This is a genomic window from Mycobacterium shottsii (assembly GCF_010728525.1).
Classification (GTDB): domain Bacteria; phylum Actinomycetota; class Actinomycetes; order Mycobacteriales; family Mycobacteriaceae; genus Mycobacterium; species Mycobacterium marinum.
Genome location: NZ_AP022572.1, coordinates 5,818,143 through 5,838,355 on the forward strand (window position 1 = coordinate 5,818,143; position 20,213 = coordinate 5,838,355).

The following is a 20,213-nucleotide window of genomic DNA, read 5'->3' on the forward strand; positions in this document are numbered from 1 at the left end:
GCTGCCTAATTTGTCCAGTTAATTATCAAATGATCATTATTTGTCCATCGAGGCTTCGGCCAGCTGCCGACGACCCACCATCGAGTGCTTGCGCCCGTACCCGACGTAGATCGCGGTGCCCACCAACAACCAGACGCCGAATCGGATCCATGTCAGCGCCGTCAGGTTCAGCATCAACCAAAGGCACGCGCAGAGCGAGGCGATGGGCAGCACTGGCACCCAGGGCGCGCGGAACCCACGCTCCAGGTCAGGCCGTTTCTTGCGCAATACGATCACGCCGGCCGAAACGAGGACGAACGCAAACAATGTGCCGACGTTGACCATCTCTTCAAGCTTGGTGATCGGGAACACCGATGCCGTCGCACCCACCACCACCGCCACCAGCACGGTGATCCGAACCGGGGTGCCGCGTGCCCCGGTCTTGGCCAACTGGCGCGGCAACAGTCCGTCGCGCGCCATCGCGAACAACACCCGGCACTGCCCCAACATCAGCACCATCACCACGGTGGTCAATCCGGCCAGCGCACCCACCGAGATGATGCCGCTGGCCCAATACACACCGTTGGCCTTGAATGCCGTGGCCAAGTTCGCGTGTCCGCCGCCGGAGACCGTGCGTAGCTGCGTATAGGAGACCATTCCGGACAATACGATCGAAACGGCCACGTACAGCAGGGTGACAACACCGAGCGACACCAGAATTCCGCGCGGGACATCGCGTTGGGGATGTTTGGTCTCCTCTGCCATGGTGGCCACGATGTCGAAACCGATGAACGCGAAGAAGACGATCGAGGCCCCGGCCAACACGCCATACCAGCCGTAATGACTGCCCGGAGCACCGGTCAGCAGTGACAGCAAAGACTGATCGGCGCCTCTGCCCTGTGGCCCGGCTTCGGGTTCAGGAATGAACGGCGAATAGTTGGCGGCCTTGACGTAGAACGCCCCGAACACCACGACCAAGATCACGACCGCCACCTTGATGGTGGTGACCACGGCGGAAAACCTCGAGGACAATTTGGTGCCGTAGGCAACCAGCAGCGACACGATGGAAACGATCAGCAACGCACCCCAGTCGAGGCGTATCGATCCGAAATCGGCGGTGCCACCGGAGAATCCGAATACAGTGCCGAGGTAGCTGGACCAGCCCTTGGCGACCACCGCCGCACCGATGGCCAATTCCAGCACCAGGTTCCAGCCGATCACCCACGCCAAAAACTCACCGAAAGTGGCGTAGGAGAACGTATAAGCGCTCCCCGCCACCGGCAGCGTCGAGGCGAATTCGGCATAGCACAGGGCCGCCAGCGCGCAGGTGCACGCGGCGATCAGAAACGATATCCAGATGGCCGGGCCGGTGATGTCACCCGCGGTCGACGCCGTAACCGTGAAAATACCCGCCCCGATCGCCACCGAGACACCAAAGACCACCAAATCACGCCAGGTGAGGTCCTTGCGCAGCCGTGTCTCCGGCTCGTCGGTGTCGGCGATTGACTGTTCTACCGACTTCGTGCGCAAACGACCGGCCATCAATTTGTCCCTCTCATCAACGGATGTGAACGCACTGTACTGGGTACGCTTCCGGGATGGGCGCGAGCGTAGAGAAGCGCGCCGTAAATCCCGCCGAACACGCGACCGTAATCGGCGCCAGTATCGGTGGTTTGTGCGCCGCGCGGGTGCTGTCCGATTTCTATTCCAAGGTCATTGTCTGCGAACGCGACGACTTACCGAGCACGCCATCCGGGCGCGGCACGGTTCCTCAGGACCAGCACCTACACCTGATGATGGCCCGCGGCGCGGCGGAGTTGGACACCCTGTTTCCGGGCCTGCTGACCCGCCTGGTGGCCGCGGGGGTGCCCATGCTCGACAACCGTCCGGATTGCATCTATCTCGGTGCCGCGGGCCATGTCCTGGGCACCGGAGCAAAGCTGCGCAAGCAATACACCGCCTATCTGCCGAGCCGGCCGCACCTGGAATGGCAGCTGCGACGACGGGTGCTTGCGCTCGGCAACGTCGAAATCCGGCAGCGCAAGGTTCGCGAGCCGCACTTCGATCCGGTACGCCAGCGGGTTACCGGACTGCTGCTCGATGACCACGACGGCGGTCCAGAACTGATCGCCAGCGGCCTGGTAGTCGACGCGGCCGGACGCGGCACCCGGTTGCCGGTGTGGTTGACCCAATGGGGATATCAGCGCCCACCGGAGGAAACCGTGGACATCGGCATCAACTACGCCAGCCAGCGGCTCCGTATCCCGGACGGCCTGATGCGGGAAAAGATCTTGGTCACCGGTGTCGGCCCAGGACAATCACTGGGGTTGGGCATGTTGTGCAACGAGGACGGCAGCTGGATCTTGACGACCTTCGGGGTGGCCAAGGCCAAGCCGCCCTCGACGTTCGGCGAGATGCGCGAACTCGCCTACCGGCTGCTCCCCAGCAGATTCGCTGCCGCGCTGGCGGCGGCCGGACCCATCGGCGAACCGGTGTTTCACGCATTTCCGGCCAGCAGATGGCGCCGCTACGACAAGCTGAGCCGCTTCCCGGCCGGAATCGTGGCGTTGGGGGATGCGGTGGCCAGCTTCAACCCCACCTTCGGACAGGGCATGACCATGGCGTCGCTGCAAGCCGGTCATCTGCGCCGGGCCCTGCAATCCCACCCCGCCGAACCGGCGAACGAATTCAACCGGACGACCGCCAAGACCATCCGACCGGTGTGGACGATGAACGCACTCACCGACCTTTGCTTCCAACACGCCGAGGGGCGGCTGCCGCGGTGGTACCGGCCGGTCGGGGGGCTCTACGACCAATTCCTCGGTGCCGCCGAAACCGATCCCGTTCTCGCCGAATGGTTCTTGCGCCGGATCTCGCTGCTCGACAGTCTCTACATGGTGCCGTCGCCACTGATCATCGGCCGCGCCGTCGCACACAACGCGCGATGTGGCTTCGGCAGCGCCGGCCGAAACCATCGGCCACATCACGGTAGTTACGGCATGGCAATGGGTACCCTGCGCAGATGAGGGGGGACCTTGAGCACTTCGAATAACCATGCGCTGGTCATCGGGGCAAGCATCGCGGGGCTCTGCGCGGCACGGGTGCTCTCGGATTTTTTTTCCACCGAGTGACTCTCATCGAGCGCGACGAGTTGCCCAGCGCGCCACACGGTCGTGCGACCGTTCCGCAGGACCGCCACCTGCACATGTTGATGGCCCGTGGGGCAAACGAATTCGAGAACCTGTTCCCCGGCCTGCTGACCGACATGGTGGCCGCGGGCGTGCCCATGTTGGAGAACCGGCCGGACTGCATCTACTTCGCCGCCGCGGGCCACGCCCTGGGCACGGGTCACACCCTACGCAAAGAATTCACCGCCTACGTACCCAGTCGGCCACATCTGGAGTGGCAGCTGCGCCGGCGAGTGCTCGAACTCGACAACGTCGAAATCGTGCGGGGGCTTGTCATCGAGCCCCGTTTCGAACCGACGACCCAGACAGTGAGCGGGGTGCTGGTCGCACCCCCCCGACGACGATGGTGCTGAGCCACAGTTTCTGGCCGCCGACCTCGTGGTCGACGCGGCAGGCCGGGGTACCCGCCTACCGGTTTGGTTGAGCAAGTGGGGGTATCAGCGCCCCGCCGAACAAAGCATGGACATCGGCATCAACTACGCGAGTCAACAGCTACGCATCCCCGACGGCCTGATCCAGGAAAAAGTGTTGGTAGCCGGTGTCGCACATGACCGCTCGCTTGGGCTTGGGATGCTGTGCTACGAGGACGGCACCTGGGTCATGACCACCTTCGGAGTCACCGGCGCCAAGCCACCGCCGACCTTCGGAGAGATGCGCGCGCTCGCCGAGCGGCTGCTCCCGGCCCGATTCAACGCCGCGCTGGCACAGTCCGAACCCATCGGGGCTCCGATGTTTCACGCCTTCCCCGCCAGCAAGTGGCGCCGCTACGACAAACTGGGCCGCTTCCCAGCCGGGATAGTGCCGTTCGGTGACGCGGTGGCCAGTTTCAATCCCACCTTCGGGCAGGGCATGACGATGACATCGCTACAAGCCGGTCATCTGCGCCGTGCGCTGCAATCCCCGCACGGTGACCTGGCCACCCAACTGAATCGGGCCACCGCCAAAACGACCTACCCGGTGTGGACGATGAACGCTATCGGCGACATCAGCTTCCACCATGGCCTCACGCAGTCGCCACCGGCCTGGTGGCGACCGGCCGGGGCCCTGTTCGATCAGTTCCTCGGGGCCGCCGAAACCGATCTCGTTCTCGCCGAATGGTTTCTGCGCAGGTTCTCACTGCTGGACAGCCTCTACATCGTCCCGCCACCGCGGCTGATCGGTCGCACCATCGCCCACAATGTAGGACTGTGGTTGCGCGAACGGCGGCAATCGGCCAGCAGCCGAGGCCGAACCCTCACAGCCCCACGGTCGCCCTGAACAGCTTGGTGGGCTCCTGGGCAAGCAACCGGATCGGGCCGTCGTCAGCCGCCACCCAAGCGGCATTACCGTGTTCGAGCGTCAGCGACTGAGACTTCCCATGCACCACCGTGGAACCCTCGGTGCACAACAAGATCTGCGGTCCCTCGTGGCTCGAGGATGCGTCGATCTCATGGCCGAGATAGTCGCCGTCGAGCACCAGCAGCGCGACCGCGAACTCGTCGGTCGGGGTTTCATACACCAGTTCCGGGCCTTCCCGGCGAACCGGCGGCCGCAGGTCGGAAGCGGCAGTCGGAGCGAAGTCGAGCACCCGCAGCAGTTCGGGGACATCCACGTGCTTCGGAGTCAGTCCGCCGCGTAATACGTTGTCGGAGTTGGCCATTACCTCAAGCGCAAAACCGCGAAGGTACGCATGCAGATTGCCGGCCGGCAAGAAGATGGCCTCCCCGGGGGCCAGGCTGATGCGGTTGAGCAGCAACGCCGCCAGCACTCCGGCGTCACCGGGATAACGCTCACCGAGTTCGAGCACCGTCTTGGCTTCGGCAACGAATTCTGTCGCACCGGAGCTGACGTAGTGGATGGCGCCGTCGAGCACGGCCGGCACCAGCACGTCGATGTCGGGCTGGGGAGCGGTGATCCAAGTGGTGAACAGGGCACGCAGGCCATCGGCGTCGGACTGGTCAAAGAGCAAGTCGATAAACGGGTCGAGATCCGACACCGCCAGCGCCTGCAGGAGTTCGCGGGTACGGGCCGCCTGACGGAATCCGGCCAACGCCTCAAAGGGCTGCAACGCCACCAGCAGTTCCGGCTTGTGGCTGGTGTCGCGGTAGTTGCGCACGGGTGAGGACACCGGGATGCCCATTCGTTCCTCACGCAGATATCCCTCGACAGCTTGCTCGGCACTCGGGTGGGCCTGCAGCGACAGCGGTTCGTCGGCGGCCAGCACCTTGACCAGAAACGGGAGCACGTCACCGAACCGGGCTCGTGCGCCGGGCCCAAGCTGTCCCTCCGGATCTGCGGACAGCGTCTCGAGCAGCGAGCTCTCGCCGCCATCGGTCTCCAGCCAGGCCGGGTCGCCGGGGTGCGCGCCGAACCAGAGTTCGGCCTCAGGATGAGCGGCGGGTACCGGCCGACCGGTGAACTCGGCGATGGCGGTGCGCGATCCCCACGCGTATGTCCGTAACGCTCCGCGTAGTAGTTCCACCTTCTACCTATCCCCGCACGAGTCGCAAATACACCGCAGCCATCTCCAGGCGAACGGCCAATACTGCCAGTTGTTGTTCGGCGCGGGGTGCGGCGGTCGGAGCCGGCGCACGGTCCGAGCCGGCGGGCCCGCCGGGTCCCCCTGGAATCTGCGCCGCATCCTCGGCCGCAATCAGGTCGATGTTGTCGATCCCGGCGACCCGCGCGCCGACCACTGTGCGCTCGGCGGCCAGCGTCAGTGCCAGCACTCGCATCTGCTCCGACCGCGGGCCGTCTATCTCCTCGTCGTGGAACAACGCGTCCACACCGGCGTCGTACCCGGAAGCCGCCCCGGCACGCAGCGCGACAACCGCGTCGGCCAGCCAGGTGGCAGCGGTGACCTGGTGCGCGATCCTCAGCAGCACGGAACTGCCGTGGCGGGCCAGGGCCAATGTCGCGGCACCATCGGCGGCCAGCACAATCCGGCGACCGGAGATGCGCGCGGCAAGTGCCTTGGCCGGGTTGGTGAATACCTCGCGACCGGCGCTGTTGCACAACGTCTCGGCGTCCAGGTCGTCGGCCAGCGCCGCCAGGTCGATGCGCAGCTTGGGATCCACGGTGCGCAGCACGGCCAGCCCCGCGGCCAGGTAGCGGCACAGCCCGAATTCGTCGGGGACCGACAACCGCGGTGCCAGCACCGCGGCCCGACCCGCCGCGCAATCGCGCAGTGGCCCCTCGTTGGGGGCCGCGACCACAACCCGCGCACCTCGACGCACTCCCATCGCGGCCGCCCCCACCAGCGCGGGATCTCCGGGGTCGTCGCCGGCGACGACCATCACGTCGAGCGGGCCCACCCACGGCGGCGCCTTAGTGGCGATCGTGATCGGCGCACCAACCGTCGCCCCCAGCGTTGCGGCGAGCACGTCCCCGGCGGCCTGGGCGGTGCCCCGGCCGGCCACCCAGATAACCGTACGTGGTCGGTCATCGATGTTCAGTGAGTCCAGTTCGCCTTCGTCGGACGCGGCAGCGATGGCGCGCACCTGCGCGCCGGCCGTCGATGCGGCCCGCAACAGGCCGTCTCGATCAGCAGCAATCAGGCCATCGGCATCTTCCAGATCGATCGCCTGGGTGGCCTTCACGGTCCCGCCTCTCCCCGGGGTGACTGGGCAACGATTTCCGCGCTGACCTGTTGGACCACCGCGTCGACATCCTCGGCGCTGCGGGCTTCCACATTGAGCCGCAGCAGCGGCTCGGTGTTAGAGCTGCGCAGGTTGAACCAGCTGTCGTCACCCAAATCCACCGTCACCCCATCCAGGTGGTCGATGGATACAATCCTGCTACCAAATGACTTCAAGACGCCCTCGACACACGCCGGCGCGTCAGCCACGGTGAAATTGATCTCGCCCGAGGATGCATAGCGCTGATAGTCGGCGGTCAACTCCGACAATGGTCGGCTCTGCTCACCGAGGGCCGCCAGCACGTACAGCGCGGCCAGCATTCCCGAGTCGGCGCCCCAGAAGTCGCGGAAGTAGTAGTGCGCCGAATGCTCCCCGCCGAATATCGCGCCGGTGTCGGCCATAAGGGCCTTGATATAGGAGTGGCCGACCCGCGAACGCAGCGGCGTGCCGCCGCGCTCGACGACCAGCTCGGGCACCGCGCGCGAGGTGATCACGTTGTGGATCACGGTGGCGCCGATCTCCCGACTGAGCTCGCGCGCCGCCACCAGGCTGGTCACCGTCGACGGCGAGACCGGCTCCCCACGCTCGTCCACCACGAAGCAGCGGTCGGCATCCCCGTCGAAGGCCAGCCCGATGTCGGCACCGGTTGCCACCACGAACTTCTGCAGGTCCAGCAGATTCGCCGGGTCCAGCGGGTTGGCTTCATGGTTGGGGAAGGTGCCGTCGAGCTCAAAATACAACGGCAACAGCGTGACCGAATCGATCGCACCGAGTACGGCCGGCGCGGTGTGCCCGGCCATCCCGTTACCGGCGTCCACGGCCACCCGCAGCGGTCGCAGATCCGCGGTGTTGACCAGCGAGCGCAGAAACACCCCGTAGTCCCCGATCACATCCTTGTCGGCGATTGTTCCGGCGGTCTCGGCCACGGCGATCGCCACCGGATTGACCAGGTCCTCGCGAATGGCGTTGAGCCCGGTGTCCGCACCGACCGGCTTGGCGCCGGCCCGGCACAGCTTGATGCCGTTGTAGGCCGCCGGGTTGTGGCTGGCAGTGAACATCGCGCCCGGACAATCGAGCTGCCCGGCGGCGAAATACAGCTGGTCGGTGGATGCCAGACCGATGCTCACCACGTCGAGGCCTTGCGCGACCACCCCACTGGCGAAGGCCGCGGCCAGCGCCGGCGAGCTGTCGCGCATGTCGTAGCCAATCACCACCTGCCGCGCCCCCTCGCCGCGCATCAACCGCGCGAACGCGGCGCCGATATCGGCGCACAGGGCTTCGGTGATCTCTTCGCCTACCAGCCCTCGGACGTCATAAGCCTTGATGACACGATTGATAACCGCGGCGGGCCAAGACATGGCGGGGGCTCCTGACGACCTAGATTGGTTGGACTCTTGGCCGCCAGCCTATCGGCCCGCCGAATCAGCCGGGGACCCGAACGGTGTCGAGTTGCCGGGGCCGCCGACAGCGACCGACCGGGGCTGGGCCGAAGTCGGGCCCAGAACTAATCGGAGGGGTCGGGCAACACCCTCAGGTGTCCACGGCGCCGGCCGGAGCGATGTTCGGGTGAAGCCAGCACGCCACCGCTCGGCGCGGTGGCATGCGCTCCGGCATGACGCATCACCTGGTCAGAGAATCCGTTGTGTGCCGCACCTGTTGCACCCGCGCAGGATGCATCCGCGGTTGGGCCCTGTTCGCGCACGGCGTCGGCGAGCGCGACCAGGTCATCCTCATCCGGGTGGGTAGGCAGTGGGCCCGCATGGCGCACGAGCTCCCACCCGCGCGGGGCGGTAATTCGGCCAGCGTGACCAACACACAAGTCCCAGGAGTGTGGTTCCCGCGCGGTAGCGAGCGGACCTATTACCGCAGTCGAGTCCGAGTAGACGAACGTCAACGTGGCCACTGCATAGTGCGGACACCCGGGCCGGCAGCAGCGACGGGGTACGTTCACGAGGCAAAGGCTATCGTGCGGAAACGCCGCCGAAGGGGCGGACACGCGCATCCGCTCTAGCCACGATGTCCAACCGTTACCATCGGCGCGTGAGCGATTACCGCGGCTTCGAGCGAAGCGGTCGGCCCAGCGGCAGGCCCGCGTCGCGCCGAGCCAGACGCCGGGGTCGCGATTTGCGCGGCCCGCTGCTGCCGCCCACGGTGCCCGGCTGGCGCAGCCGCGCCGAGCGCTTCGACATGGCGGTGCTGGAGGCATACGAACCCATCGAGCGTCGTTGGCAAGATCGGTTGTCCGAACTGGACATCGCGGTCGACGAGATCCCCCGCATCGCGGCCAAGGATCCGCACAGTGTGCAGTGGCCGCCCGAAGTGATCGCCGACGGCCCCATTGCGCTTGCCCGGCTGATTCCGGCAGGAGTGGACGTCCGCGGCAACTCCACGCGGGCGCGAATTGTCTTGTTCCGCAAGCCAATAGAGCGACGGGCTAAAGACACCATCGAGCTCGGCGAACTACTGCATGAGATCTTGGTGGCCCAGGTGGCCATTCATTTGGACGTTGAACCCTCGGTCATCGATCCGACCATCGGTGACGACTAGATCGACGGTTGGCCCAGTCGCATCCGCAGTGGATCAGGTCTGGACCCCATCCGACTCAGCTCTGATCAGATGATGCCGCGCTTGAGGCGGCGGCGTTCGCGCTCGGACAGGCCGCCCCAGATGCCGAAGCGTTCGTCGTGGGCCAGTGCGTACTCCAGGCACTCGTGCCGCACCTCGCAGCCCAGACAAATCTTCTTGGCCTCCCGGGTGGAGCCACCCTTCTCCGGGAAGAAAGCCTCGGGATCGGTTTGCGCGCAAAGGGCGCGGTCCTGCCACTGGTCGGCGGGCGGGTCTACCGGCTCCGGCAGCGGTTCAGGCTCGAATGCGGCAGACGCATCGGGAACCAAACTCAAATGCGGCCGGGCAATTTCCATCGGCGACACCGTCACCGAACCGGCCGTGGTGTGCGGTGTGCCTCCCATTACGCCCCGAAGGTGCTCATAGGGCATGCCTCCGCCTCCTCACCTAATAGATAATGAATGGTTTCCCACTGTTTTGATGTACAGACAACCCAATTCGAACTAGTGATCGAATCTCGGTCTGCGACACCGAAACCGGCCGGCCAACCGGGAAATGACACTGATGTGATTAGACACGGGTTGGGCAGCCTGGTCAAGCACTACGGCGCATTTCCATACCATCTCGTGATGAAAATTCGGCGTTTCTGTTTCAGTTGCGGTCCCGGCGTGTCGAATGGAACTCGTCACAGTACTTGCCGAAAGTCCTTCCTGGCTCGGTCACGATGTGCGGCGACAGACTACCCTCCCGACTAACCCCGCGTGCCTGACCCCGCCCGACCCTGCCTTAGCCAACAGGTACTGTCCTGCGTTGTGAAGCTCACCGTTCTCGTCGGCGGAGTGGGCGGCGCCCGCTTCCTACTCGGGGCGCAGCGTCTGCTCCGCCTGGGCCAGTTTGCCACACCCGACGACAACGCGCGCCACGAACTGACCGCAGTGGTCAACATCGGCGATGACGCCTGGATCCACGGGCTGCGCATCTGCCCAGACCTGGACACCTGCATGTACACCCTCGGCGGCGGCGTGGACCCCCAGCGCGGCTGGGGCCATCGAGACGAAACCTGGCATGCCAAAGAGGAACTCGCACGTTACGGCGTCCAGCCCGACTGGTTCCAGCTGGGTGATCGAGACCTGGCAACCCATTTGGTGCGCACCCAGATGCTGCGGGCCGGCTACCCGCTGGCACAGATCACCACGGCACTGTGCGATCGCTGGCAACCGGGCGCGACGTTGCTACCGGTGAGCAACGATCGTTGCGAGACACACGTTGTGGTCACCGATCCGGCCGACCAGGCGCAGCGCGCGATCCATTTCCAGGAATGGTGGGTGCGCTATCGCGCTGAACTGCCAACGCACAGCTTTGCCTTCATCGGCACCGAAACAGCTAGCACCACAACAGAAGTCACGGCAGCGGTTGCCGATGCAGATGTCGTCATGCTGGCGCCGTCGAACCCGGTGGTCAGCATCGGGGCCATCCTTGCGGTTCCCGGCATCCGCGCCGCGCTGCGGGCCACCCGCGCCCCGATCATCGGCTACTCCCCCATCATCGCCGGAAAGCCGGTGCGCGGCATGGCCGATGCCTGCCTTTCGGTGATCGGTGTGGACACCACCGCGGAGGCGGTCGGCCGGCACTACGGCGCCCGCGCCGTCACCGGTGTACTCGACTACTGGCTGGTCGCCGAGGGCGATCAGGCCGAAATCGACTCAGTCACGGTGCGATCGATACCGCTGCTGATGAGTGACCCGGAAGCGACGGCACAGATGGTGCGGGCCGGTCTCGAGCTTGCAGGCGTGACGGTGTGAGCGGTCCTGCGCTACCGCCGACGGGCGAACACGGCACGGCATCGGCTATCGAGATCTTGCCGGTCGAGGGCCTGCCCGAATTCCGCCCCGGTGATGAGCTCAGCACGGCCATCGCCACGGCCGCACCGTGGTTGCGCGACGGCGACGTAGTCGTGGTCACCAGCAAAGTGGTGTCCAAGTGCGAGGGCCGGTTGGTGACCGCACCTGCCGATGAAGAAGCCCGAGATCAGCTGCGCCGCAAGTTGGTCGACGACGAAGCGGTGCGGGTACTCGCGCGCAAGGGCCGCACCCTGATCACCGAGAGCCGGCTCGGACTGGTCCAGGCTGCCGCCGGCGTGGACGGCTCCAACGTGGATCGATCTGAATTGGCATTGCTGCCAGTCGATCCCGACGCCAGTGCGGCGGCTCTGCGTACCGGCCTGCGGGAGCGGCTCGGTGTCACCGTCGCCGTGGTCATTACCGACACCATGGGCCGCGCCTGGCGCAACGGCCAGATCGACGCCGCGGTCGGCGCCGCCGGCGTCTCGGTACTGCACAACTATTCCGGCGCCACCGACCGGCATGGCAACGAGTTGATCGTCACCGAGATCGCGGTCGCCGACGAAATCGCCGCCGCGGCGGATCTGGTCAAGGGCAAACTGACCGCGATGCCAGTGGCCGTGGTGCGCGGGCTGCCGGTGCGCGACGACGGCTCAACCGCCCGGAATCTGGTACGTCCGGGCGAGGAAGACTTGTTCTGGCTGGGCACCGCCGAAGCCATCGAGCTGGGCCACCAACAAGCCCAACTGATGCGCCGGTCGATCCGGCAGTTCGCTGACGAGCCGGTCCCCCCGCAGCTGCTGGAGGCCGCCGTCGCAGAAGCGCTCACCGCTCCGGCGCCACACCACACCCGCCCGGTGCGGTTCGTCTGGCTGCAATCCCATGCCACCCGAATTGCGTTGCTCGACGCCATGAAAGACAAGTGGCGCCACGACCTCGCCGGCGACGGCAGGTCGGCTGATTCGATCGAACGCCGAGTCGCGCGCGGTCAGATTCTCTACGATGCGCCCGAGGTCGTGATTCCGATGCTGGTCCCCGACGGCGCGCACACCTACCCCGACGGGGCCCGCACCCAAGCCGAGCACACCATGTTCACCGTCGCGGTGGGAGCGGCCGTGCAGGCCCTGCTGGTGGCTTTGGCGGTGCGCGGGCTGGGCAGTTGCTGGATCGGCTCCACGATCTTTGCCGCCGACCTGGTGCGCGCACAGTTGCAGCTGCCCGCCGACTGGGAGCCATTGGGCGCCATCGCGATCGGCTACGCGCAGCAGCCGGCCGAGTTACGCGACCCGGTGCACCCCCGGGACCTGGTGATCCGCAAGTGAGCCGACGACTGCGACGATACTTGGCGCAATGAAGACGTTCGCGGGCAAGACCGCCGCGTCTGCTGAAAAGGTCCGCGGCGGCTACTACACCCCGGCGCCGGTAGCCCGATTTCTGGCGCGCTGGGTCGGCCGGGCCGGGGCGAAGATCCTGGAGCCATCGTGCGGCGACGGCCGGATCCTGGCCGAGCTGGCCGCGGCCAGTGGCAGCGCCCGGGGTGTGGAGCTCATCGCGGACGAAGCGGCCAAGGCTCGACGGTTCGCGCCCGTCGACAATACGAACCTGTTCACCTGGCTGGACGAGTCAGCGACCGGCCGCTGGGACGGGGTGGCCGGCAACCCGCCCTACATCAGGTTCGGAAACTGGCCGGCCGACCAACGAGACCCGGCTTTGGAACTCATGCGACAGGTCGGACTGAACCCCACCAGATTGACCAACGCATGGGTACCGTTCGTTGTGGCGAGCACCATCCTGGTGCGCGACGGCGGACGAGTGGGTCTGGTGCTACCCGCCGAACTGCTTCAGGTCGGCTACGCCGGTCAATTACGCGAATTCTTGCTGGACCGGTTCCGGGAAATCACCTTGGTGACCTTCGACCGGTTGATATTCGATGGAGTCTTGCAGGAAGTTGTTTTGTTCTGTGGTGTCGTAGGCAGTGACGCCGCGCAGATCCGCACGGTCAACCTCGGCGACGCCGACGCGCTTGCGACCGCTGATCTTGACGTCGAGCCCGCGGCCGCGCTGCTGCACGAAAATGAGAAGTGGACAAAATACTTTCTTGACCCCCGTCAAATTCAGACAATGCGCGCGCTCAAACAATGCGATGCGCTGATCCGGCTGGGCGCGGTGGCCGATGTGAATGTGGGCATCGTGACGGGCCGCAACAGCTTCTTCACTTTCACCGACACCGTGGCGCACCAATTGGGGCTGGCGGCACATTGCGTGCCGCTGGTTTCCCGTAGCGCGCAGTTGCGTGGTCTGGTCTACGACCCGAACTGCCGGGCAAGCGATATCGCCGCCGATCATCGGACCTGGTTGCTCGACGCTCCCGCCGATCCGGCCGACCCAGCGCTGATCGCGCACATCGACGCCGGCGAGGCGGCTGGTGTCCACCTGGGCTACAAGTGCTCGATCCGCAAGCCGTGGTGGAGCACACCGTCGCTGTGGGTCCCAGATTTGTTCATGCTGCGCCAAATCCATCGGACGCCGCGTCTGAGCGTCAATTCCGCGGCGGCAACCAGCACCGACACGGTGCATCGAGTCCGGATCAAGACGGCAGGGCCCCGAGTCGACCCGACGGCCCTGGCCGTGGCGTTCCACAACAGCGTGACATTCGCCTTCGCCGAGATCATGGGCCGCAGCTACGGAGGAGGCATCTTGGAACTGGAACCCCGTGAGGCCGACCTACTTCCGATTCCCCCGCCTACCCATGCCGGTGCCGAGCTGGCCACCGATCTGGACCTGCTGCTCAAGGCCGATGAGATCGACAAGGCGCTGGACCTGGTGGACCGACATGTGCTGATCGGCGAACTGGACATGGGTCCAGACGCCTTGGCGCGATGCCGCTCGGCCTGGATGACGCTGCGTGATCGCCGGATCAAACGGGGATCACGATGAAGGTTGCCCCCGTCGGTGTTCGAGAGTCCGCGATCGCGATGCTGTCGCAGTGGCGGGCCCCGGACCCGGCCCAGGACTCGCTACGTCATGCCGTGCTGGCCTTCCTGCACGCCCGCGCCGATGCGTGTCTGCGCGAGTGCGAAGCCGGTCATATCAGCGCGTCGACGCTGGTGCTCGACGAGCGTGGCCACGTGCTGCTCACCTTGCATCCGCGGCTGGGCCGTTGGGTGCAGCTGGGCGGGCACTGCGAGGACGACGATGACATCGTCGCCGCGGCATTGCGGGAAGCGACCGAAGAATCCGGCATCGACGACCTGCTCATCGACCCCGAATTGGTGGCCGTGCATGTCCACCCGGTGACCTGCTCACTGGGAGTGCCGACACGTCATCTCGACCTGCAGTTCGTGGCGCGTGCGCCGGCCGGGGCGAAAATAACGGTAAGCGAGGAATCCGACGATCTGCAGTGGTGGCCGCCGGATGCGTTGCCGCCAGGCACCGATCACGCGGTGCGGTACCTGGTCGACCGCGCGGCGGAGAGGGCCTGACACCGACCGCAGCCTGGGCGGCCGGCGATCACACGTCCGACGAGTAGCGGATGCCGCCGTCGGGAATGGAGACGCCCGGCCAGACGCGGGCGCCGCGCAGCAACTCGCAGCGCGCGCCGATGTCGGCGCCATCGCCGATCACGCCGTCGCGGACCAGTGCACGCGGGCCGATGCGCGCGCCGAAGCCGATGATCGATCGTTCGATCACACTGCCCGCCTCGACTTTGACGCCATCGAAGATGACGGCGCCGTCCAGCCGGACACCGGGTCCGATCTCGGCGCCTCGGCCCACCACGGTGCCGCCGATCAGCACCGCGCCGGGAGCAATCGCCGCGCTGTCGTGTACCAGTTGTTCGCCACGCTGGCCCTGTAGCGCCGGGGAAGGCGCGATCCCGCGCACCAGATCCGCCGAGCCGCGCACGAAGTCCTCCGGCGTGCCCATGTCCCGCCAGTAGGTGGCATCGACGTAGCCGTAGATCTTGATGTCGGGGTCGGCCAGCAACGAGGGGAAAACCTCGCGTTCCACCGATACCTCACGGCCCCGGGGAATCCGGTCGATGATCTCGCGCTTGAAGACATAGCAGCCGGCGTTGATCTGGTCGGTGGGCGGATCCTGCGTCTTTTCCAAGAACGCCGTGACCCGGCCGTCCTCGGTGGGCACGCAGCCGAATGCCCGGGGGTCGCCCACCCGCACCAGGTGCAGGGTGACGTCGGCCTGATTCTGGTGGTGATAGTCGAGCAGCTGGTCCAAATCCGCACCGGAGAGCACATCGCCGTTGAACACCATCACGGTGTCGTGGTGCAGCTTGCCGGCGACGTTGACGATGCCGCCACCGGTCCCCAACGGCTTGTCTTCGGTGACGTAGTCGATCTGCAGGCCCAGCTTGGATCCGTCGCCGAACTCGGCCTCGAACACCCCGGCCTGATACGACGTGCTCAACACCACGTGTTCGATCCCCGCCGCGGCGATGCGCGAGAGCAGGTGGGTGAGAAACGGCAGCCCAGCCGTGGGCAGCATGGGCTTGGGTGCGGACAGGGTGAGCGGGCGCAGCCTCGTGCCCTTACCACCAACCAGGACCACCGCGTCGACGCCGTTGGTTGCCAAGTCAGTGCCGCCCTTCTACCAGCTTTCGGCGCGAACTGCGCACCATCAGACGGGAGCGTACCGCCAGCGATCCTCGCAAAGTCCAGCGCAATGGGGCCCGCCACCAGCCGGCATGGCGATCCGCCAGGAAAATGTAGGTGCTTCGGTGGTGTGCCGCCAGGTGATTCGCCGGATCGCGTCCGGTGGAGTGGCCTTTGTGGTGCAGCACTTCCGCCGACGGCACATAGACGCTGAGCCAGCCAGCCTGGCCCAGCCGGTCGCCGAGGTCCACGTCTTCCATATACATGAAGTAGCGCTCGTCGAAACCGCCGATCTGGCGGAACGCGGAGCGGCGCACCAATAGGCACGAACCCGATAGCCAGCCCACCGGCCGTTCGCTGGGCTCGAGGTGTTCCTGGCGATAGGCCTTGGTCCAGGGATTGCGGGGCCATACCGACCCGAGCACCGCGTGCATACCGCCGCGGACCAGGCTGGGCAGATGGCGCGCCGACGGGTACACCGATCCATCGGGATCGCGGATCAGCGGGCCCAACGCCCCGGCCTGGGGCCAGCGCTCGACGGCCTCGAGCAGCGCGTCGATGCTGCCCGGCCCCCACTGCACGTCCGGGTTGGCCACGATCAGCCAGTCGTCTGGCTCCGGTTGTTCGGTGAGTTGGGCGACGGCCCGGTTCACCGCGGTGCCGTACCCGAGGTTGGCCCCGGTGTGGAAGATCCGCACGTTGGGGTAGCGCTCGACGGCCGCCTGAGGTGTTCCGTCGGTGGAGCCGTTGTCGGCCAGCAGCACACTTACCGGACGGTCGGTGGCCAGCGACAAAGACGCCAAGAAGCGCTCCAAGTGGGGGCCCGGCGAGTAGGTCACCGCCACGACCGGCAGGACGTCAGTCACTCGTCGAGGGTACCGGTCGACCGGCCAAAGCCCGGTCCGAAGCCGCGGCCAACGCGGCGACCAGGGCACTGCGCCACGGACGCAGCGGAGTCAGGCCTGCTGCGGCCCACTGCCGCCCGCCCAGCGCGGAGTAGCCCGGCCGCACCGCCGGCCGGGGGAACTGTGCGGTGCTGACCGGGCGCACCCGCTGCGGATCGGTGCCGCATTCCTCGAACACCGCGCGGGCCAACCCGAACCGCGAGACCGCGCCCCCGTTGGCGGCGTGCAGCAGGCGCCCGCGCACGCCGGCATCGGCCACTTCCAGCAGCGCGGCCGCCAAGTCGGCCACATAGGTCGGTGACCCGGTTTGGTCGTCCACCACATCCACCGGACCCTCTCCAGCGGCCAGTCGGCGCATGATGGCGACGAAATCACTGCCCGTCCCGCCGGTATAGACCCAGGCCGACCGCACCACGACGGCATCGGGCAGGGCCGCCAGCACCGCCTGCTCACCGGCGAACTTGCTGCGCGCGTACACGCCCTGTGGCGCCGTTTTGTCGCCGGGCTCGTAGGGTTGCGGCTGCGCCCCGTCGGGCAGATCAGCGTGATCACCATCGAATACGTAGTCGGTGGAGACGTGAACCAACGCCGCACCGGCGCGCGCACAGGCCTTGGCGAGATTTTCCGGGCCGGTGGCGTTGACGGCGTAGGCGCGAGCCTCATCACTTTCCGCGCTGTCGACGTCGGTGTAGGCAGCGCAGTTGATCACGACATCACCGGTTCCGATGATCTCCCCGGTGGCCGCGGCGTCGGTGATGTCCCATTCCGATGACGTTTTTGCCAACACATCACGGCCCGCACGCACCGCCTGGGCAGCCAAAACACCGCCGAGCTGCCCCGCTGCGCCGGTGATAACCAGCCTCTCTGACCTGCCAACCATGCGTTCGAGTCTGGCACGCCGGAGCGGGCTAACAGGAAAGCGGCTGTTACACAAGTAACCTACAGTGATGCCTGTGCAACGTGTGGTTCGTGCGGCCGCTACCGCATTGGCCGTCGTGGTCGTCCTGGGCACCGGTTTGGCGTGGACCAACGTCCGGTCCTTCGAAGGCGGCATCTTCCACATGTCCGCACCCTCGCTGGGACACGGCGCCGACGACGGAGCGATCGACATTCTGTTGGTCGGCCTCGACAGCCGTACCGATGCCCACGGCAATCCGCTGACGCCCGAGGAATTGGCGACCCTGCGGGCCGGCGACGAGGAGGCCACCAACACCGACACGATCATCCTGGTCCGGATCCCCAACAACGGGAGGTCGGCCACCGCGATATCGATCCCGCGCGATTCCTATGTCCAGGCCCCCGGCCTGGGCAAGACCAAGATCAACGGCATCTACGGCCAGACCAGGGAGACCAAGCGGGCCGGCCTGGTCCAGGCCGGCGCCTCGGCGGCGGAAGCCGAGGCCGCCGGTACCGAGGCCGGTCGCGAGGCGCTGATCAAGACCGTTGCCGACCTCACCGGTGTCACCGTCGATCACTACGCCGAGATCGGCCTGCTGGGTTTCGCGTTGATCACCGATGCGCTCGGTGGCGTCGATGTCTGCCTCAACGGGCCCGTCTACGAACCGCTTTCGGGAGCGGATTTTCCGGCCGGGCGACAGAAACTCACCGGCCCGCAGGCACTGGCCTTCGTGCGTCAGCGCCACGAGCTGCCCCGAGGCGACCTGGACCGGGTGGTGCGTCAGCAAGCGGTGATGGCCTCACTGGCCCACCGGGTCATCTCCGGCAAGACACTGTCCAGCCCGACGACGGTGCGGCGCCTGGAGCAAGCCGTGCAGCGCTCGGTGGTGCTGTCTTCCGGCTGGAACATCATTGACTTCGTCCAACAGCTACAACAGCTGACCGGCGGCAACGTCGCCTTCGCCACCATCCCGGTGCTCGACGGGTCCGGCTGGAGCGACGACGGCATGCAAAGCGTGGTCCGCGTCGACCCGCACCAGGTTGCCGACTGGGTCGGCAGCCTGCTCAACGAGCAGAACGAAGGCAAGACCGCGGAACTCGCGTACGCGCCCGCCAAGACCACCGCCGACGTGGTCAACGACACCGACATCAACGGACTGGCGGCGGCGGTGTCAGATGTGTTGAGCGCAAAAGGGTTTACCACCGGTTCGGTCGGCAACAACGAGGCCGGCCATGTCAAGCTCAGCCAGGTTCGCGCCGCCACCACCGACGATCTGGGAGCACAGGAGGTCGCCAAGGAATTGGGCGGCCTACCGGTGGTCGCCGACACGTCGATAACGAGCGGATCCGTTCGGGTGGTGCTGTCCAACGACTACAGCGGCCCGGGCTCCGGACTGGGCGGCGCGATGGCTCCCGCGCATGCCTCCAACCCCGGGTACTCCGACACCGCTCCCCCGCCGTCGCCGATCCTGACCGCCGGATCAGATCAGCCGGAGTGCATCAACTGAGCACGCTCAGCGCGGCGATCCTCGACCCGATGCTGCGGGCCGATCCCGTCGGCCCCCGAATCACCTATTACGACGATGCCACCGGCGAGCGCATCGAACTGTCGGCGGTGACACTGGCCAACTGGGCCGCCAAGACCGCCAACCTGCTGCGCGACGAACTGGCCGCCGGACCGCAAAGCCGGGTCGCGATTCTGCTGCCGGCCCATTGGCAGACCGCTGCGGTGCTGTTCGGGGTGTGGTGGATCGGGGCCGAAGTGGTGCTCGACAGTGCGGCCGACGTCGCGCTGTGCACCGCGGGGCGCCTCGATGAAGCCGACAGTGCCGTGCAGGACGCAGCCGGCGAGGTGGCGGTGCTGTCACTGGACCCGTTCGGCCGCCCCGCTCCCGACCTACCGGTGGGCGTCACCGACTACGCGACCTCGGTGCGGGTGCACGGCGACCAGATCAGTCCCGAACGGCTGCCCGGACCGGCGCTGGCCGGCCGATCGGTCGAGCAAGTGCTGCGCGAGTGCGCCGAGTCGGCGACGGCGCGGCACCTGACGGCGGCCGACCGGGTGCTGTCCACCGGTACCTGGACCAGCCCCGGTGAGTTGGTGGATCACCTGTTGGCAATTCTGTCCGTGGGCGCGTCGTTGGTGCAGGTAGCCAACCCCGATCCGGAGGCCATGCAGCGCCGGATCGAGATGGAAAAGGTGTCGCGCGTCTTGTGATCCGGCGCGTGATCAGCGCCGCACCCGGCACGCCCAATACATGTTGATATCGCGATATTTAGATGTTAGCGTCGAGGGTCCAAGGCGAGAACACGACGGAAGGTAGGTTCAGGTAATGGTGGCGTACGGATTGTTCGCGAAGCTAGGCACACTCGTGGTCCACGGTGTGGTCGGGGCGGCGGCCTATGACGTGGTCCGCAAGGCCGCGAAGAAGGCACCACTGCGCCAGACCGCGGTGTCGGCAGCGGAGCTGAGCTTGCGCGGAACCCGCAAGGCCGAAGAGGCCGCGGAGTCGGCCCGGCTCAAGATTTCCGACGTGATGTCCGAGGCCCGCGAACGCATTGGTGAAGAGGCGCCCACCCCCGCCGTCGGCGCGCACGACCACGACCACTGATC

The 20,213-nt window shown here is 66.5% G+C and carries 17 protein-coding genes and 2 pseudogenes; 10 read left to right on the forward strand and 9 right to left on the reverse strand.

All coding sequences use genetic code 11. The features are described from left to right. Positions 1–36 precede the first annotated feature (36 nt). Positions 37–1,521, reverse strand: coding sequence for an APC family permease (locus tag G6N41_RS26945; protein WP_198966176.1), 1,485 nt, complete (start codon positions 1,519–1,521; stop codon positions 37–39). Between the two features lie 56 nt (positions 1,522–1,577). Here G6N41_RS26945 and G6N41_RS26950 point away from each other — a divergent pair. Then, positions 1,578–2,971: pseudogene (locus G6N41_RS26950) on the forward strand (FAD-dependent oxidoreductase). Between the two features lie 67 nt (positions 2,972–3,038). After that, positions 3,039–4,424: pseudogene (locus tag G6N41_RS26955) on the forward strand (FAD-dependent oxidoreductase). Here G6N41_RS26955 and manA read toward each other — a convergent pair. From manA to G6N41_RS26975, 4 genes are all read right to left on the reverse strand, one after another. Further along, positions 4,402–5,628 (reverse strand): mannose-6-phosphate isomerase, class I, encoded by a 1,227-nt coding sequence (gene manA / locus G6N41_RS26960; protein WP_012393157.1) that lies wholly within the window; start codon positions 5,626–5,628, stop codon positions 4,402–4,404. The pseudogene G6N41_RS26955 and the gene manA overlap by 23 nt on opposite strands. A gap of 7 nt (positions 5,629–5,635) precedes the next feature. Further along, a complete protein-coding gene (locus tag G6N41_RS26965; RefSeq protein WP_198966177.1) occupies positions 5,636–6,745 on the reverse strand; it encodes a TobH protein in 1,110 nt (369 codons plus the stop codon). Next, positions 6,742–8,142, reverse strand: a complete 1,401-nt coding sequence (locus G6N41_RS26970; RefSeq protein ID WP_198966178.1) for a phosphomannomutase/phosphoglucomutase — start codon at positions 8,140–8,142, stop codon at positions 6,742–6,744. Before G6N41_RS26970 ends, G6N41_RS26965 begins: the two co-directional genes overlap by 4 nt. 146 nt (positions 8,143–8,288) lie before the next feature. After that, entirely contained in the window at positions 8,289–8,735 is a 447-nt protein-coding gene (locus tag G6N41_RS26975; RefSeq protein ID WP_181005660.1) for a DUF3499 domain-containing protein, read from the reverse strand. A 173-nt stretch (positions 8,736–8,908) separates the two neighbouring features. Here G6N41_RS26975 and G6N41_RS26980 point away from each other — a divergent pair, with 173 nt between their 5' ends. Next, positions 8,909–9,331: a metallopeptidase family protein gene (locus tag G6N41_RS26980; RefSeq protein WP_020727278.1), complete on the forward strand. Its 423-nt coding sequence runs from the start codon at positions 8,909–8,911 to the stop codon at positions 9,329–9,331. Positions 9,332–9,396: 65 nt separating this feature from the next. On the opposite strand, the gene G6N41_RS26985 is transcribed toward G6N41_RS26980, so the two are convergent. Beyond that, a complete protein-coding gene (locus G6N41_RS26985; RefSeq protein WP_020788379.1) occupies positions 9,397–9,753 on the reverse strand; it encodes a WhiB family transcriptional regulator in 357 nt (118 codons plus the stop codon). 408 nt (positions 9,754–10,161) lie between these two features. Between G6N41_RS26985 and cofD the strand changes: the two genes are divergently transcribed. The 4 genes from cofD to G6N41_RS27005 are packed head-to-tail and all read left to right on the forward strand — an operon-like array spanning position 10,162 to position 14,672. Continuing rightward, positions 10,162–11,151, forward strand: coding sequence for a 2-phospho-L-lactate transferase (gene cofD, locus G6N41_RS26990; protein ID WP_198966179.1), 990 nt, complete (start codon positions 10,162–10,164; stop codon positions 11,149–11,151). Then, positions 11,148–12,512 (forward strand): coenzyme F420-0:L-glutamate ligase, encoded by a 1,365-nt coding sequence (locus G6N41_RS26995; RefSeq protein WP_198966180.1) that lies wholly within the window; start codon positions 11,148–11,150, stop codon positions 12,510–12,512. Before cofD ends, G6N41_RS26995 begins: the two co-directional genes overlap by 4 nt. 28 nt (positions 12,513–12,540) lie before the next feature. Then, on the forward strand, positions 12,541–14,127 hold the full coding sequence (locus G6N41_RS27000; RefSeq protein ID WP_198966181.1) for an Eco57I restriction-modification methylase domain-containing protein: 1,587 nt from the start codon (positions 12,541–12,543) through the stop codon (positions 14,125–14,127). Then, the gene (locus tag G6N41_RS27005; protein WP_198966182.1) at positions 14,124–14,672 is read left to right on the forward strand and encodes an NUDIX hydrolase; all 549 of its coding nucleotides are present in this window, start codon (positions 14,124–14,126) and stop codon (positions 14,670–14,672) included. The genes G6N41_RS27000 and G6N41_RS27005 overlap by 4 nt, the downstream gene beginning before the upstream one ends. Before the next feature lie 28 nt (positions 14,673–14,700). Here the strand turns inward: G6N41_RS27005 and manB are convergent, their stop codons facing one another. The 3 genes from manB to rfbD are packed head-to-tail and all read right to left on the reverse strand — an operon-like array spanning position 14,701 to position 17,582. Continuing rightward, positions 14,701–15,777: a mannose-1-phosphate guanylyltransferase gene (manB, locus tag G6N41_RS27010; RefSeq protein WP_198966183.1), complete on the reverse strand. Its 1,077-nt coding sequence runs from the start codon at positions 15,775–15,777 to the stop codon at positions 14,701–14,703. 1 nt (position 15,778) lies between these two features. Beyond that, complete coding sequence (locus G6N41_RS27015; RefSeq protein WP_198966184.1) at positions 15,779–16,663, reverse strand: glycosyltransferase family 2 protein; 885 nt, start codon at positions 16,661–16,663, stop codon at positions 15,779–15,781. Further along, positions 16,656–17,582, reverse strand: a complete 927-nt coding sequence (rfbD, locus tag G6N41_RS27020; RefSeq protein ID WP_198966185.1) for a dTDP-4-dehydrorhamnose reductase — start codon at positions 17,580–17,582, stop codon at positions 16,656–16,658. Before rfbD ends, G6N41_RS27015 begins: the two co-directional genes overlap by 8 nt. A gap of 67 nt (positions 17,583–17,649) precedes the next feature. On the opposite strand from rfbD, the gene G6N41_RS27025 reads away from it, so the two are divergent. The 3 genes from G6N41_RS27025 to G6N41_RS27035 all read left to right on the forward strand — a co-directional run bounded on the left by G6N41_RS27025 (position 17,650) and on the right by G6N41_RS27035 (position 20,211). Then, the gene (locus G6N41_RS27025; RefSeq protein WP_198966186.1) at positions 17,650–19,107 is read left to right on the forward strand and encodes an LCP family protein; all 1,458 of its coding nucleotides are present in this window, start codon (positions 17,650–17,652) and stop codon (positions 19,105–19,107) included. Then, positions 19,095–19,817: a TIGR03089 family protein gene (locus tag G6N41_RS27030; RefSeq protein WP_198966187.1), complete on the forward strand. Its 723-nt coding sequence runs from the start codon at positions 19,095–19,097 to the stop codon at positions 19,815–19,817. Before G6N41_RS27025 ends, G6N41_RS27030 begins: the two co-directional genes overlap by 13 nt. A 115-nt stretch (positions 19,818–19,932) precedes the next feature. After that, entirely contained in the window at positions 19,933–20,211 is a 279-nt protein-coding gene (locus tag G6N41_RS27035; protein WP_011740561.1) for a DUF1490 family protein, read from the forward strand. Positions 20,212–20,213 lie beyond the last annotated feature (2 nt).